Source organism: Pseudomonas sp. E45-MNA-CIBAN-0222 (assembly GCF_040310405.1).
Taxonomy (GTDB): Bacteria; Pseudomonadota; Gammaproteobacteria; order Pseudomonadales; family Pseudomonadaceae; genus Stutzerimonas; species Stutzerimonas stutzeri_AC.
In genome coordinates this window covers 48,049-62,204 of record NZ_JBEOPU010000011.1, presented here as the reverse complement: position 1 = coordinate 62,204, position 14,156 = coordinate 48,049, and the positions used below count along the sequence as shown (strand labels likewise).

The 14,156-nt window shown below is 64.1% G+C and carries 18 protein-coding genes; 8 read left to right on the top strand and 10 right to left on the bottom strand.

From position 1 onward, the window contains the following. Positions 1-10 precede the first annotated feature (10 nt). The 4 genes from ribBA to nrdR all read right to left on the bottom strand — a co-directional run bounded on the left by ribBA (position 11) and on the right by nrdR (position 3,849). Positions 11-1,090, bottom strand: coding sequence for a bifunctional 3,4-dihydroxy-2-butanone-4-phosphate synthase/GTP cyclohydrolase II (gene ribBA / locus AAEZ08_RS16785; protein WP_003281762.1), 1,080 nt, complete (start codon positions 1,088-1,090; stop codon positions 11-13). Positions 1,091-1,101: 11 nt separating this feature from the next. Then, on the bottom strand, positions 1,102-1,764 hold the full coding sequence (locus AAEZ08_RS16780; RefSeq protein WP_181067235.1) for a riboflavin synthase: 663 nt from the start codon (positions 1,762-1,764) through the stop codon (positions 1,102-1,104). Positions 1,765-2,284: 520 nt separating this feature from the next. Continuing rightward, a complete protein-coding gene (gene ribD / locus AAEZ08_RS16775) occupies positions 2,285-3,385 on the bottom strand; it encodes a bifunctional diaminohydroxyphosphoribosylaminopyrimidine deaminase/5-amino-6-(5-phosphoribosylamino)uracil reductase RibD (RefSeq protein WP_500124719.1) in 1,101 nt (366 codons plus the stop codon). Further along, positions 3,382-3,849, bottom strand: a complete 468-nt coding sequence (gene nrdR / locus AAEZ08_RS16770; protein ID WP_003281766.1) for a transcriptional regulator NrdR — start codon at positions 3,847-3,849, stop codon at positions 3,382-3,384. Before nrdR ends, ribD begins: the two co-directional genes overlap by 4 nt. A gap of 114 nt (positions 3,850-3,963) precedes the next feature. Between nrdR and AAEZ08_RS16765 the strand changes: the two genes are divergently transcribed. The 3 genes from AAEZ08_RS16765 to thpR all read left to right on the top strand — a co-directional run bounded on the left by AAEZ08_RS16765 (position 3,964) and on the right by thpR (position 5,643). Then, the gene (locus tag AAEZ08_RS16765; RefSeq protein ID WP_003281767.1) at positions 3,964-4,389 is read left to right on the top strand and encodes a YbaY family lipoprotein; all 426 of its coding nucleotides are present in this window, start codon (positions 3,964-3,966) and stop codon (positions 4,387-4,389) included. Next, entirely contained in the window at positions 4,386-5,042 is a 657-nt protein-coding gene (locus tag AAEZ08_RS16760) for a class I SAM-dependent methyltransferase (RefSeq protein WP_500124718.1), read from the top strand. The genes AAEZ08_RS16765 and AAEZ08_RS16760 overlap by 4 nt, the downstream gene beginning before the upstream one ends. 79 nt (positions 5,043-5,121) lie before the next feature. After that, positions 5,122-5,643, top strand: coding sequence for an RNA 2',3'-cyclic phosphodiesterase (gene thpR, locus AAEZ08_RS16755; protein WP_003281769.1), 522 nt, complete (start codon positions 5,122-5,124; stop codon positions 5,641-5,643). A 31-nt stretch (positions 5,644-5,674) separates the two neighbouring features. On the opposite strand, the gene yedF is transcribed toward thpR, so the two are convergent. Next, a complete protein-coding gene (gene yedF / locus AAEZ08_RS16750; RefSeq protein WP_003281770.1) occupies positions 5,675-5,914 on the bottom strand; it encodes a sulfurtransferase-like selenium metabolism protein YedF in 240 nt (79 codons plus the stop codon). Continuing rightward, positions 5,883-7,109, bottom strand: a complete 1,227-nt coding sequence (gene yedE, locus AAEZ08_RS16745) for a selenium metabolism membrane protein YedE/FdhT (RefSeq protein ID WP_500124717.1) — start codon at positions 7,107-7,109, stop codon at positions 5,883-5,885. The genes yedF and yedE overlap by 32 nt, the downstream gene beginning before the upstream one ends. A 205-nt stretch (positions 7,110-7,314) precedes the next feature. Between yedE and trxA the strand changes: the two genes are divergently transcribed. Then, the gene (gene trxA, locus AAEZ08_RS16740) at positions 7,315-8,184 is read left to right on the top strand and encodes a thioredoxin (RefSeq protein WP_500124716.1); all 870 of its coding nucleotides are present in this window, start codon (positions 7,315-7,317) and stop codon (positions 8,182-8,184) included. A 23-nt stretch (positions 8,185-8,207) separates the two neighbouring features. Here the strand turns inward: trxA and AAEZ08_RS16735 are convergent, their stop codons facing one another. Then, positions 8,208-8,558 carry a hypothetical protein gene (locus AAEZ08_RS16735; RefSeq protein WP_003281776.1) on the bottom strand — a complete coding sequence of 117 codons (351 nt, stop codon included), beginning with the start codon at positions 8,556-8,558 and terminating at the stop codon, positions 8,208-8,210. Positions 8,559-8,652: 94 nt separating this feature from the next. On the opposite strand from AAEZ08_RS16735, the gene AAEZ08_RS16730 reads away from it, so the two are divergent. Genes AAEZ08_RS16730 through AAEZ08_RS16715 form a run of 4 tightly spaced genes read left to right on the top strand, consistent with a single transcriptional unit; the run spans position 8,653 to position 11,811 of the window. Continuing rightward, entirely contained in the window at positions 8,653-9,297 is a 645-nt protein-coding gene (locus AAEZ08_RS16730) for a DUF2796 domain-containing protein (RefSeq protein WP_500124715.1), read from the top strand. 16 nt (positions 9,298-9,313) lie between these two features. Further along, positions 9,314-10,021 (top strand): ABC transporter ATP-binding protein, encoded by a 708-nt coding sequence (locus AAEZ08_RS16725; protein ID WP_003281779.1) that lies wholly within the window; start codon positions 9,314-9,316, stop codon positions 10,019-10,021. 3 nt (positions 10,022-10,024) lie between these two features. Then, the gene (locus tag AAEZ08_RS16720) at positions 10,025-11,290 is read left to right on the top strand and encodes an ABC transporter permease (protein ID WP_003281781.1); all 1,266 of its coding nucleotides are present in this window, start codon (positions 10,025-10,027) and stop codon (positions 11,288-11,290) included. Between the two features lie 8 nt (positions 11,291-11,298). Continuing rightward, complete coding sequence (locus AAEZ08_RS16715; protein WP_058063753.1) at positions 11,299-11,811, top strand: DUF3299 domain-containing protein; 513 nt, start codon at positions 11,299-11,301, stop codon at positions 11,809-11,811. 121 nt (positions 11,812-11,932) lie between these two features. On the opposite strand, the gene AAEZ08_RS16710 is transcribed toward AAEZ08_RS16715, so the two are convergent. Genes AAEZ08_RS16710 through AAEZ08_RS16700 form a run of 3 tightly spaced genes read right to left on the bottom strand, consistent with a single transcriptional unit; the run spans position 11,933 to position 14,152 of the window. Continuing rightward, entirely contained in the window at positions 11,933-13,024 is a 1,092-nt protein-coding gene (locus AAEZ08_RS16710; protein ID WP_500124714.1) for a tetratricopeptide repeat protein, read from the bottom strand. Position 13,025: 1 nt separating this feature from the next. Next, the gene (locus AAEZ08_RS16705; protein ID WP_003281785.1) at positions 13,026-13,739 is read right to left on the bottom strand and encodes an energy transducer TonB; all 714 of its coding nucleotides are present in this window, start codon (positions 13,737-13,739) and stop codon (positions 13,026-13,028) included. Next, positions 13,739-14,152, bottom strand: coding sequence for an ExbD/TolR family protein (locus AAEZ08_RS16700; RefSeq protein WP_036991176.1), 414 nt, complete (start codon positions 14,150-14,152; stop codon positions 13,739-13,741). Before AAEZ08_RS16700 ends, AAEZ08_RS16705 begins: the two co-directional genes overlap by 1 nt. Positions 14,153-14,156: the final 4 nt, after the last annotated feature.

Sequence of the window (14,156 nt, the reverse complement as noted above, 5' to 3'; positions counted from 1 at the left end):
GCGCCTCTGATTATTCGGCCGGGAGGTATTCTACAACTTCCAGATCAAAGCCGGATATCGCGTTGAACTTCATTGGCGCGCTCATCAGGCGCATCTTGCGAACGCCCAGGTCACGCAGGATCTGCGAACCGGCGCCGACGGTGCTGTAGGTAGCGGGGGTCGGCGGCTGCTGACGGGTCAGCTGCGCCAGCAGCTGCGGGCCGGTCAGCGGGTTGCCGAGCAGCAGCACGACGCCCTTGCCGGCCTTGGCAACCTCGCTCATCGCCGCGCGCAGGCTCCAGCGGCCCGGCACGGTGACCAGCAACAGATCACGCAGCGGCTCCATGTTGTGCACGCGGACCAGCGTCGGCTCCTCCGGGGAGATTTCGCCGCGGGTCAGCGCCATGTGCACGGTGTCCTCGACGCCGTCGCGGTAGGTGACCAGGTTGAACTGGCCCAGCTCGGTTTCCAGCGGCTGTTCGGAAACCCGCTCGACGGTACGCTCGTGGATCATGCGGTAGTGGATCAGGTCGGCGATGGTGCCGATCTTCAACCCGTGCTGCTCGGCGAAGGCTTCCAGCTCAGGACGGCGCGCCATGGTGCCGTCGTCATTCATGATCTCGCAGATCACCCCGCTCGGCTCAAAACCACCCATGCGCGCCAGGTCGCAGGCCGCTTCGGTATGGCCGGCACGCGCCAGCACGCCGCCGGGCTGGGCCATCAACGGGAAGATATGACCGGGGCTGACGATGTCCTCGGCCACGGCATTGCGCGCCACAGCAGCCTGCACGGTACGCGCACGGTCGGCAGCGGAGATGCCGGTGGTCACCCCTTCGGCGGCCTCGATGGAGACGGTGAACTTGGTGCCGAAGCCCGAGCCGTTGCGCGGCGCCATCAGCGGCAGCTTGAGCAGTTCGCAGCGCTCGCGGGTCATCGGCATGCAGATCAGGCCGCGGGCGAAGCGCGCCATGAAGTTGATGTGCTCGGCGGTGACGCATTCGGAAGCGACGATGATGTCGCCCTCGTTCTCGCGATCCTCGTCATCCATGAGGATGACCATCTTGCCGGCGCGGATGTCTTCGATCAGTTCTTCAGCGGTATTGAGCGCCATGGGGCGTCTCCTCAATTCTTCAGGTAGCCGTGCTCGGCGAGAAAACCTTCGGTGAGCCCCGAGGCCTTGGGTTCGGCGGCCTTGTCGCCCATCATCAGGCGCTCCAGGTAACGCGCCAGCAGGTCGACTTCCAGGTTCACCTGCCGCCCGGGGCGGTAGTCGGCCATGATGGTTTCGCCGAGGGTGTGCGGCACGATGGTCAGCTCGAATTCGGCGCCATTGACCGCGTTGACCGTGAGGCTGGTGCCGTCGACGGTGATTGAGCCCTTCAGCGCGATGTACTTGGCCAGCTCGCGCGGGGCACGGATGCGAAACTGCACCGCACGTGCATTATCTTCCCGGGAGACGACCTCACCGACACCGTCGACATGACCGCTGACCAGATGGCCGCCGAGGCGGCTGGTAGGGGTCAGGGCCTTTTCCAGGTTGACCCGGCTGCCGACCTTGAGATCGATAAAGGCGGTGCGCGCGAGGGTTTCGCGACTGACATCGGCCCAGAAGCCGTTGCCCGGCAGCTCGACCGCAGTCAGGCAGACGCCGTTGACCGCGATGCTGTCGCCCAGTTTGACGTCGCCCAGATCCAGCTTGCCGGTTTCGACCAGCACGCGTACGTCGCCGCCCTTGGGCGTGAGCGCACGGATGGTGCCGATGGCTTCGATTATTCCGGTGAACATGTGGCCTCCCGTGGAAGGCGGGTAAAACGTTGCATACGACGAACTCCTGTTTTTGAAAAACAGGGCGCTACGGATCGATAGGGATGCATGACGGGCGCACGGACGGCGTCCATCGGGATATCCCGCTCTCTCATCCGGACTATACCGTCGGCCCCGGAATCACACCGGGTCTGCTGACCTTGCCTAGGCAAGCGCTCGCGGGCTAGACGCGATTGAAAGCTACTGCGCGCAGAGCATGCTGCGTTGTGGTCCTCCTCGAAGTACTCATTTACCAGGGTAAACTCCGCCTTCTCGTCGAATCACGCCTTGCCTGCTCAGCGCTCGCTACGCTTTCATCCTTGTAACTGCGCCATTACCGCCGGTGGGGAATCGCACCCCGCCCTGAGAACGTTGGGCCGCTTGCGGCCCGGCAGCGTTTTTAACACAAATAGCGGCGCGGGGCAGCCCGATATCGCCAGATAGCAGCTATGAGGGTGCAAGACGAAGGCTATCGGCAGACGCTGCCGGCATGCGTTGCCGATCAGTTGGCCGGGCGCGCCACGATCTTCCAGTCATCACCCACCGCACGGATGTCGACAATCTTCAGCTCGCGCGCCTCGGTCATGCATTCCAGAGGCAGCTCCAGCAGCGGGCGCGCCGTGGAGCCGAGAAACTTGGCTGCCATGAACACCTGGTATTCGTCGATCAGGCCGAGACTGGCGAACGCACCGACCAGCCGCGGGCCGGCCTCGACCAGCACCTCGTTGGCACCACGGGCAGCCAGCTCGCGCAGCAGCGCGGTCAGGTCGACCCGCTCCTGTCCCAGCACCAGCGCCTCATGGCCGGCGCGACGATAGGTCTCCTCGCAACCAGCGACCGCCGTGACGACCAGCGCTGGACCAGCCTGAAAGAACGGCGCATCCAGCGGCACTCGCAGCCGACCATCGACCAGCACCCGCAGCGGCTGGCGCTGCAGCGCCAGCGCGGTGGTTTCCGCGTCCAGCCCCAGTTCATCGCCACGCACGGTCAGCCGCGCGGCGTCCATCAGCACCGTATCGGCGCCGGTCAGCACGACGCTGGAGCGAGCGCGCAGGCGCTGCACCTCGGCGCGTGCCGCCGGCCCGGTGATCCACTGACTCTCGCCGCTGGCCATCGCGGTGCGCCCGTCCAGGCTCATCGCCAGCTTGGCGCGAACGAACGGCAGGCCGCTTTCCATGCGCTTGATAAAGCCCGCATTGAGTTCCCGCGCCTCGCCTTCCAGCACGCCGCTGGCGACTTCGATACCGGCGCTGCGCAGCAGCTCCAGACCGTTCCCGGCGACCTGCGGATTGGGATCCTGCATGGCCGCCACCACGCGGCCGACACCGGCCTTGACCAGCGCTTCGGCACAGGGCGGCGTGCGCCCGTAATGGCTGCAGGGTTCGAGGGTGACGTAGGCGGTGGCACCGCGGGCGCGCTCACCCGCCTGGCGCAGCGCATGGATTTCGGCATGCGGCTCGCCGGCACGAACGTGCCAGCCTTCACCGACCAACTCACCATCAGCGACGATGACGCAGCCGACCCGCGGGTTTGGGTGGGTCGAATACAGTCCCTTGCGCGCCAACTGCAGCGCCCGGGCCATCCAGGCGTTATCGGTTGTCATTCGGGCTTGGCCGGCTCGCGGGACAGCCGCTCGATTTCCTCGCGGAATTCGTTGAGGTCCTGGAAGCGGCGGTAGACGGAGGCGAAGCGGATATAGGCGACCTCGTCGAGCTTCTGCAGCTCGGCCATCACCAGCTCGCCCAGCACCCGCGACTTGATTTCGCGTTCGCCAGTGGCACGCAGCTGATGCTTGATATGGGCAATCGCTGCTTCGAGACGCTCGACGCTGACCGGACGCTTCTCCAGCGCACGCTGCATGCCGGCGCGCAGCTTCTGCTCGTCGAACGGCTGGCGGCTGCCGTCGGACTTGATCAAGCGTGGCATCACCAGCTCGGCGGTTTCGAAGGTGGTGAAACGCTCGCCACAAGCCAGACACTCGCGGCGACGGCGCACCTGGTCGCCTTCGGCAACCAGGCGGGAATCGATGACCTTGGTATCGTTGGCGGCACAGAAGGGACAATGCATTTGGCTGAAATCGGTCGTACGTCGGGACGGCCATGGTAGCGCATCCGACCGGCAAGACAAGGCGACGACTTTGCTGCTATACAAGCCCGCACCCCGTCGTTCAGGAGCCTTTCCGTGCCGCCACGTCTACTCGTTTTGCCCGCTTTGCTGGCCCTTCTTGCGGGCTGCAGCAGTCAGCCCAGCGAACCGCCATCGGCACCTGTCGAGATGAGCAGCGCACCCCACTCCAAGCTGCTCAACGAACTGAGTGGCAGCCTCATCGGTGCGCCGGCAGGCAGCGACGTTGAGCTGGCGCTGCTGGAGGTGGATCGCCGTGACCAGCCGGACCGCCTGCTGAGCAACGTGCAGCTCAAGGGCCGCGACAGCGAACTGCCCTTCATCCTGCAATTCAATCCCGATGCTTTCCCCACTGGCCAGCGCGTGGAACTGCGCGGCCGGGTCACCCGAGCCGGCCAATTGATCATGAAACTGCCATCGCGGACCATCTCAAGCCCAGCCAGCCAGGCCCTCGGCCCGTTGCAGCTGGTTCCGGCGCCGTGACGGCACCGGCACCCTTACAGGCGGCACTGAACGATCTGCTGGGCGATGCGCGTCTGACAGCCGAGCGGCTGCCGGGGACCGATCTGCGACTCTGGCTGATTGATGCGGCCAACATGAACCGTGCCTTCAGCCCAGAGGAAACCCGGCGGATTCTCGAGGACCCGCCGTATTGGTGCTTCTGCTGGGCCAGCGGACTGGTGCTGGCCCATTGGTTGGCCGAAAGACCCGAATGGGTGCGCGGCAAGCGCGTACTGGATTTCGGCGCGGGCTCGGGCGTCGCCGCCATCGCTGCCGCCAAGGCTGGCGCAGTCGAAGTGGTGGCCTGCGATCTCGATCCGCTGGCGCTCGCCGCCTGCCAGGCCAACGCCGCGCTGAACGAGGTCGAGCTATGCTATTCGCAGGACTTCTTCGGCGAAGCGGATCGCTACGACCTGATCATCGTTGCCGACGTGCTCTACGATCGCGCCAACCTGCCGCTGCTGGATCACTTCCTCAGTCGCGGACGCGAAGCACTGGTGGCCGACTCACGGGTGCGCGATTTTGCTCATCCGCTCTATCGGCGTCTGGACGTGCTGGATGCCTGCACCTGGCCGGATCTGGCAGAGCCTGCGGAATTCAGGCGCGTTAGCCTCTATCACGCCGCAAGGAAATAAAAGTTGAAGAGTCTGAGGTAGCGTGGAAAACCGCGAAACGTTTTCCGCCGAGATGTGCCGCCGCGACCGGAGACCAGACATGATCGACGACACCCTGCGTCTGTTCTTTGCCCTGCCCTGTCCACCCGCGCAGGCAGAGGCCATCTGCACCTGGCGTGACAGCCAGGCTCTCGACGGCCGGGCCGTGGCACGCGTCAACCTGCACCTGACTCTGGCCTTTATCGGCGAGCAACCGAAGAATCACCTCGATGCCCTGTTGCAAATGGCCGCGACGGTGCGGGCCGACTCATTCAACCTCTCGCTCGACCGCCTGACCACCATCGGTAAAGGCTTCATCTGCCTGCAGCCTTCCTCCACACCTTCCGAACTGCTGCAGCTGGTCGAAGCACTGACCGAACGGCTGGCGGCGCTTGGCGTGGTGCTCGACTGCCGGCCATTCCTGCCACACCTGACGTTGAGCCGCCAGGCCCGGAGCCGAGCGCAGAAACCGGCACCGGATTTCAGCTGGCACGTCGACCGCTTCGTGCTCTACCGCTCCCGCAATACGGAGGATGGTGTGCGCTACGACGAACTGGGAAGCTGGTCTCTGGCTGCGCCGTAGCGACCGCTCAGGGCCGCCATGGCACTGTCGTTCAACGTGGCACTTCGATTAGAAAACGAAACAGTGCGCCATGTTGCTCCACCGCCAGGCAGTTATAGCCCTTGGATTTGGTGTCCTCCGGAATGCCATGCACCGACTGCGAGCAATCGGTCACCACCTCGAGCAACTGACCCGGCTGCATCGTTTCCAGGGTTTCCAGCGTAGCGATGGCGTTGTACGGGCAATGCTCGCCACGTAGATCAAGCGAGAGATTCGGTTTGGCCTGGCTCACGGGCAGGACTCCTTTTCGATTGGAAACGACGGGCATTGAGGTGCACCAGCAACATGGCGATGGCCAGGCCGGCAAAGGTCAATAGCAAACCACTGGCCGGGCCGAAGCTCTCCAGCAGATTGATCTTCGGATAGGGCAGCGCCAGCGATGTGCCGAGTTGGTCCCAGTAGACGGCGACCAATGTGCCGCCGATGACATTACCGACGCCGACCACCCAGAAGTGCACCTGCCCTTCCATGGCGCGATACATCCAGCCGGTTTCGCAGCCGCCAGCGACGACGATACCGACGCCGAACAGCACACCACCGATGATTGCGTTTGGGCCCATCCAGAAAATCTTCGGGCTTGCCCCCAGCGCGATGGCGCCGAAAGTACCGACGCAGGCCACCGCCATGCCCAGCAGGATGCCGTAGGCGGCGCGGGTGCGGCCGGTGGTCCAGAGATCGCGGGCAGCGCTGGTGAAGCAGATCTGTGCGCGCTCGATCAGCCCGCCGAACAACAAGCCGAATAGCACGGCCATGCCGAGCACCAGCGAAGCATCGAAGCGCCAGGCGGCGAACGCGATCGCGAGCACCGCAACCGCCGTGCCGATTCGGGCCTGTAATGTGGCCCGCCGCCGTGTGCCTTCCATGTCGCCAAACAGGGAACTGGCCTGGCTACCGACCTTCAGCGGCGTGCGCAGCCAGGGTAGCAGGCAGATCTTCACGCCAATCCAGGCGCCACCCACGGTGGCCAGCATGAAGGCCCAGGCATGCAGCGAGAACATCGGAATGCCGGTGAAGAAGGCCGCCAGGTTGCAGCCCATCGCCAGGCGCGCGCCGAAGCCGGCGATCACCCCGCCGATCAGCCCCTGCAGCAAACGTCGTTTACTCGTCGGCCAGCGCAGGCTGACGTTGTTCGCCCACAGCGCCGCGCAAAGTGCGCCAAGCAACATACCGATGATCATCACGCCATCTACACGATCGAGCGGCGTGCCGGACAAGCCGATCAGCTTGAAGTAGCTCCACTCCTCGGGCGCGTAACCAAACCAGGAAATGACGTGTCCACCCCAGCGGGTGAACTCTCCGGTGACGGCCCAGAAGGTGCCGGTGATGGCAAAGTAGTAAGCGGAGGCGACGCCTAGCGCAACAAGCGCGGGCAATGGCGACCAGAAGCGCACGAGATAGCGCTCCCGGAAGTCGGAGAGGAAACTCATGTACAACTCCTTTGACGCGCGACTGCAAACGCCGCACCGGTCTAGGAAAAAGGTGTTGCCTCAACGCCGCAGGCAAGTGCCCTGCCGCGCCGGGCGGCGAAACCATAGTCCAATACCCCGCCGCATGCGAGCCCTTGCTTCCGAAGTCAAGCGCCCCCACATACCATGCACGCCTTTCCTGTCATTTGTGCCCACGAGAATCCCGATGAGCCAGACGCCCTATATCTTCGATGTCACTACCGCCAGCTTCGAACAGCTGGTGCTCGAAAACTCGTTTCACAAGCCGGTACTGGTCGACTTCTGGGCCGAATGGTGCGCGCCGTGTAAGGCGCTGATGCCAATGCTGGCGAAGATCGCCGAGGAGTATCAGGGCGAGCTGCTGCTGGCCAAGGTCAATTGCGACGTCGAACCGGATGTCGTGGCCCGCTTCGGCGTCCGCAGCCTGCCAACCGTAGTACTGTTCAAGGACGGCCAGCCGGTGGATGGCTTTGCCGGTGCACAACCGGAATCAGCCATTCGCGCCATGCTCGAGCCGCATGTCCAAGCCCCGGAGGCGCCGCAGGGCAACCTGCTGGAAAGCGCCCAGGCGCTCTTCGCAGAGGGCCGTTTTGCAGACGCTGAAGCGCAGCTGCAGCAGCTGCTTGGCGAAGACAATGAAAACGGCGCAGGCCTGATTCTGTATGCCCGTTGCCTGGCCGAGCGCGGCGAACTGGGCGAGGCGGAAACGGTGCTCAATGCAGTGAAAGGCGACGAGCACAAGCAGGCACTGGCCGGCGCGCGCGCCCAGCTCACGTTTTTGCGTCAGGCCAATGATCTGCCCGAAGTGGCCACGCTGAAGAGTCGCCTGGCGCAGAACGGCGAGGACGATGAAGCGGCCTATCAGTTGGCCATTCAGCAGCTGGCTCGCCAGCAATACGAGGCCGCGCTCGACGGTCTGCTCAAGCTGTTCGCGCGTAACCGGGGCTATGCCGACGGGCAACCGCACAAGACGCTGCTGCAGGTCTTCGATCTGCTTGGCAACGACCACCCACTGGTGACGCTGTACCGTCGCAAGCTCTATCAGGCGATCTACTGACCGTCAGAGCGGCAAGCCACCCCTCAGGACGGCTCGCCGATCCAGTGATAGCAAGCCGCATCGGCACCATGCTCGACTTTGACCTCGTCGCAGTGACGCAAGCGCACCAGCAACCGTTTGGCCAGCTGCGCACTGCCGGTAAGCGCCTCCAGCTCAGCGAGCAGCTCAGGCCCGTCCAGCTTGCCGGCGCAGCGCAGGCGCTCACGGGCGCTGTGCCACAGGGCATCGGCTGGCGGCGAGGCAGCCATCGTCCGGCTGCTCGCAGCCACCTCAACATGCCCGATACTTCGCGTCAGGTTCGACCAGTCCTGCGCGTCCAACTCGATCTCGAGATCGACTGGCCAATCCCCTATGCTTCCGCGGATTCGAATCATGCTGCCCTCTCCTGAGATATGCACTCATGCTCACATGACGGCAACAGACTGGCCAGCCACACGGCAAAGTTGTTATAACGTAACGACCCTTTCGATGGAGCTGACCATGCGCTACCTACTGCTTGCCGTGCCCGTACTTTTGCTGCCCTTAAGTTACAGCTACGCACATGAAGACCATCATCACCATGAGCATGAAGAAGCCGCCAGCCTGGCGGCCCACGAGCACGGCGCGGCGCAGCTGAACGTCGCATTGGACGGCAAGCGGCTGGAATTGGAGCTGACCAGCCCGGCGATGAATCTGCTCGGTTTCGAACACGCCCCTGCCAGTGCGGCGGATGAGGCGAAGATTGCCAATGCCCGCGCGCAACTGGAACAGCCGCAAGGTTTGTTCGGCCTACCCTCCGCAGCGGAATGCACGGTGAGCGAACAGCACTTCGAAGGCGAGCTGCTCGGTTCAGCCCACGCGGGCTACAAGCGCGGCGACGACCACGACCATGAGCACAAGAATGAGCATAAGCACGAGCACGAGCACGAGCACGAGCACGAAGACGGCGGGCACAGCGATATCGCGGCGCGCTATCAGCTCGACTGCAGCAACCCAGATGCACTGCACGCGCTGAACCTGAAAGGCCTGTTCGAAAGCTTTCCCGGCACGGAGAAGATTCAGGTACAACTGATCGGCCCCAACGGCCAACAGGGCGTGGAACTGACCCCCGCGCGCGCGCAGCTGCCATTCTGAAACACTCTGGACCTTGATGACTGCTCCTCTACTTGCAATAGACAGTCTCGGCTTTGCCTGGCCCCGCCAGGCCGAGCTGCTGGACATTCCCACGTTTCGCCTCGAGCACGGCGAAAGCCTGTTCCTCAAAGGCCCATCGGGCAGCGGCAAGACCACGCTGCTAGGGCTGATCGGTGGCGTACAGAAGGCCGGGCGCGGCAGCATCCGCCTGCTTGACCGCGACCTTGGCAGCCTCTCGGCAGGGGCGCGGGACCGCTTTCGTGTCGATCACACCGGCTACATCTTCCAGCAGTTCAACCTGCTGCCCTTCCTTTCGGTACGCGAGAACGTCGGCCTGCCCTGCCATTTTTCGCGGTTGCGCGCCGAACGTGCGCGCAAGCGTCATGGCAGTACGGATGCCGCGGCGGCGAGCCTGCTGGAGCATCTGGGCCTAGCACAGGAGCTGTTCGAGCGCCGCGCCGACGCGCTCTCGATCGGCCAGCAGCAGCGCGTTGCGGCCGCCCGCGCACTGATCGGCCAACCGGAACTGGTCATCGCCGACGAACCGACCTCAGCGCTGGATGCAGACAGTCGCGAGGCCTTCCTCCAGCTACTGTTTTCCGAATGCCGCGCCGCCGGAGCAAGCCTGTTGTTCGTCAGCCATGACCAGAGCCTGGCGCCGATGTTCGATCGCAGCCTGTCGCTGGCCGATCTCAACCGTGCCGCCAGCAATCCGGAGCTTTAGTCGATGTATCTCCTGCGCCTGGCCCTGGCGAGCCTGAACAATCGTCGCTTCACAGCTTTGCTGACCGTATTCGCCATTGCTCTGTCGGTATGCCTATTGCTCGCCGTCGAACGGGTGCGCAATGAAACCCGTGCGAGCTTCGCCAGCACCATCAGCGGCACTGACCTGGTGGTCGGCGCACGTTCCGGCTCGGTCAATCTGTTGCTCTATTCGGTGTTCCGCATCGGCAACGCAACCAACAATATTCGCTGGGACAGCTACCAGCGCTTCGCCGAGCACCCGCGGGTCGACTGGGCCATCCCCATTTCGCTGGGCGATTCCCATCGCGGTTATCGCGTGATGGGCACCAGCACCACTTATTTCGAGCACTACCGTTACGGCCGCAAACAGCCACTGCAACTGGCCCAAGGCCGTGCCTTCGAAAGCGATCCGTTCGAGGTCGTGCTTGGCGCGGAAGTGGCCAATGCGCTGGGCTACCAGCTGGATGACAGCATCGTCCTAGCCCATGGCGTAGCTCGTGTCAGCCTGGTTCAGCACGATGACAAGCCCTTCCGTGTGGTCGGCGTGCTGCAGCGCACCGGCACGCCGGTTGACCGCACCCTGCACATCAGCCTTGAAGGCATGGAAGCGCTGCACGTCGATTGGCAGAACGGTATGCCGGCCCGCGGCGCAGCACGCATCGACGCCGAGCAGGCGCGCCAGCTCGACCTTCAGCCGCAGCAGATCACCGCATTCCTGCTAGGTCTCAACAGCAAGATCGCTACCTTCACCCTGCAGAGGGAGATCAACCAGTACCGCGGCGAGCCACTGCTGGCGATTCTGCCCGGCGTTGCTCTACAGGAACTGTGGAGCCTGATGGGTACGGCCGAGAAGGCGCTGTTCGTGGTTTCACTGTTCGTCGTGCTGACCGGCCTGATCGGCATGCTGACGGCGATCCTCACCAGCCTCAACGAGCGCCGCCGTGAGATGGCCATTCTGCGCTCCGTCGGGGCCCGGCCCTGGCACATCGCAGCGCTGCTGATCATCGAGGCATTCGGACTGGCTTTGGCAGGAACACTGCTGGGCCTGGCATTGCTTTATCTCGGCATCGCTGTTGCCCAGTCGCCGCTGCAGAGCCTTTACGGGCTGTATCTGCCGCTTGCCTGGCCAAGCACCTATGAGTGGAGCCTGCTCGGCGCTATCCTGCTGGCGGCACTGCTGATGGGCAGCGTGCCGGCCTGGCGGGCCTATCGCCAATCGCTGGCCGATGGCCTGTCGATTCGACTGTGAGGAAGCCGATGTCGCGCCTGTTGATTGCTCTGCTACTGGTCTGCACGCTTCCCGTGTATGCCGACGATGTCCGCGAGCTGCAGTGGGCGGAGCTGATCCCTGAAGGCGCGCCGCCACCGCCGCCGCCGCTGGCCATTCATGACCTGTCGCAGCTGGCCGATGCGCTGGCTGCCGAGGCCGGACCGGCTGCCGCGCAGCAGTCGCCGGCCGCGCCTGTAGTCGAGGCACTCGATGGTCAGATGGTGAAGTTGCCGGGCTATATCGTGCCGCTGGACATGACTGACGAGGGCCGCGTCATCGAGTTCCTGCTGGTGCCCTACTTCGGTGCCTGCATTCACGTGCCGCCGCCACCGTCCAACCAGATCGTGCATGCCACCAGCGAACTGGGCGTGCGCATGGACGCACTTTACGAGCCGTTCTGGATCGAGGGACCGTTGAGCGTCGAACACGCCAGCAGCGAGCTGGCTGAAGCGGGTTACCGCATGCAGGCACAGAAGATCTATCCCTACGAGTTGCAGTGACGACTCAGGGCTGAGCCCCCGGTGATCGGTGGGAGCGGCCGCGGATGTGATACTGCCTGCCGAGCGGCCATCCACAACATCCCCAACACTGAACAACTGAGAGTTTCCGGATAGCCAAATATCAGTGGGCGCTGGCGATCTGCTTCTCGCGCTCGAAACTGAGCTCGCCTTCCGCCCATTCGCGCCACTCACGCACCCTTCTGCGCTCCGCACCGGCGCGCTCAGCCTGTTTCAGCGCCTCGAGCCCGGCTTGCCAACGGGCCTGCTCCAGCTCCAGCTGCGCCACGCTCATCCAGAACTTCGCACTGCCGGTTTGAGTCGCCAGTTGACGATAGATCTTCGCGGCTTCGGTGCGCTCGCGGGCCTGCCACCAGAGCATGCCCATGCGTTCCTGACGGCTGGCGTTGTTCGGCAGCAAGTGTGACGCAAGCATGCCTTCGAGCAGCTTGGCGCCCTGCCAGGGTTGCCCGGCTGCGCTGGCCAGGGCGACCAGGTTGTCCAGCTCCGTTTCGTTGAAGCGCAGGCCTTTGGCATGCGCCGCACGCAGCGTTGCCAGCGCCCGATCTTGCGCACCAGCCATCTGCTGCAAACCGGCCAGCTGACGCCAGGCCTTGGCCTGGTCGGGATGGCGCAGCAACAACTTCTTCTGCCAGCCCTCTGCCGCTTGATAGCGCTTCAGCTCGGCGTTGCCGGCAACCAGAAACTGCAGCCAGGTGTCGCCAGCACGCGGATTGGCTTGCACGTAGCGTTCGGCCAGCGGCAGCGCCTTTGCATGCTGGCCAAGGCCCTGATAAGCCTGCACCAGCATCTGCAGCACTTCCTCGCTGCCCTGATTGGCCGAGCCCAACAGGCTGACTACCTTGGCGTAGCGACCCTCGACAAGATTCAGCCGGGCCAGGTTGAGGCGCTCGCCTGCCAGCAACTCCTCATCCAGCTTTCCACTGGCGACCGCTTTATCGAGCCATTCCAACGCATGGCGATTATTGCCTTCGGCCCAGGCCAGATAGCCGCGGCTACGCCAGAGTAAGGCCTCCTCACCACTCCCGGCTTTCGCGCTGACACCATCCAGCGCCTTGCGCGCAGCGGCGTAGTCACCTTTGCTCTGCGCGGTCTGCGCTCGCTCGAGCGCCATGAATACCGCCGGATCGATCGCCTGCGCGGCCTGAGCCGAGACGGTGAGAAAAAGCGATAACACGAGCAGCAAACGAAGCATCTCAGCGTTCTCCTTGCAGACGGAAGTGCAGGGTTTTCACAGCTTCACGGGATACCGCTGCACCACCCTCGGTGCGTGGCGCAAAACGCCAGCGGGCCGCGGCACGCCGGGCCTCGCGGTCGAAGACGTTACGGGGTGAGGCTTCCAGTACACGGATGTTTTCTACCCGGCCCTGCGGATTGATGGTGAAAGCCAGCTTGATGTGCCCTTCGATGCCCTGCTGCCGCGCACGATAGGGGTACTCGGGACGCACATCATTGAGCGGCATCACTTCCTGCTCCGGACCACCTGGGTTGCCCGCCGCTTCGACTGCAGCACTTGCCGGAGCCGGGGCTGCGGCCGGCGCACTCTGCGCCGCCGTGAGGCCAGACAAGCTAGGCGCTGGCGCAGTCGCTACCGATATGCCGGCATCGATGTTGGGCAGGTCGAGATCGAGCTTCGGCAGGTTGGCGTCCGGCGTCGCCATATTCGGCGTCGGCGGCGTTGGCGGTTGCGGCGTCTTCGGTTGTGGTGGTTGCGGTGCCTGTTGACGGGACCGCGTGGCGCTGTCCTCGTTGCGCCCATCCATGCGCACGAAGTTGGCAATCGCCAATGGGTCTTCCTGGATTTTGCTGCGCGGCGGATTGACCATGCTCAGCATCAGCGCGAACAGCAGCAGCGCCACCACGCAGGCGGCGACGAAGGCAAGACTGAAACGAACCAGCCGCGGCTGCATCAGCGCGACCCCGTACTGGCAGCCAGTGCAACGTCCTGCACCCCGGCCTGACGCGCCTGATCCATTACCTGCACCACCAGGCCGGTGCGAGCATCCTGGTCAGCCTGAACGACCACCGCACCTTCCGGCTGATCCACGCGCAGACGCTCGACATGGGCGCGCACGCTGCGCACGTCCACTGCCTGCTTGTCGATCCAAACCTGCCCATCGGCAGTGACTGCAATCAGGATGTTGCCTTTGTCCTGAGCGCTGGCGGTGTCCGCCTGCGGACGATGGACCTCGACACCGGACTCCTTGATGAAGGAGCTGGTGACGATGAAGAAGATCAGCATGATAAAGACAACATCGAGCATCGGCGTAAGGTCGATGCCGGTATCTTCTTCCTGCTGGTAATGATGACGACGCATACGCATCCCG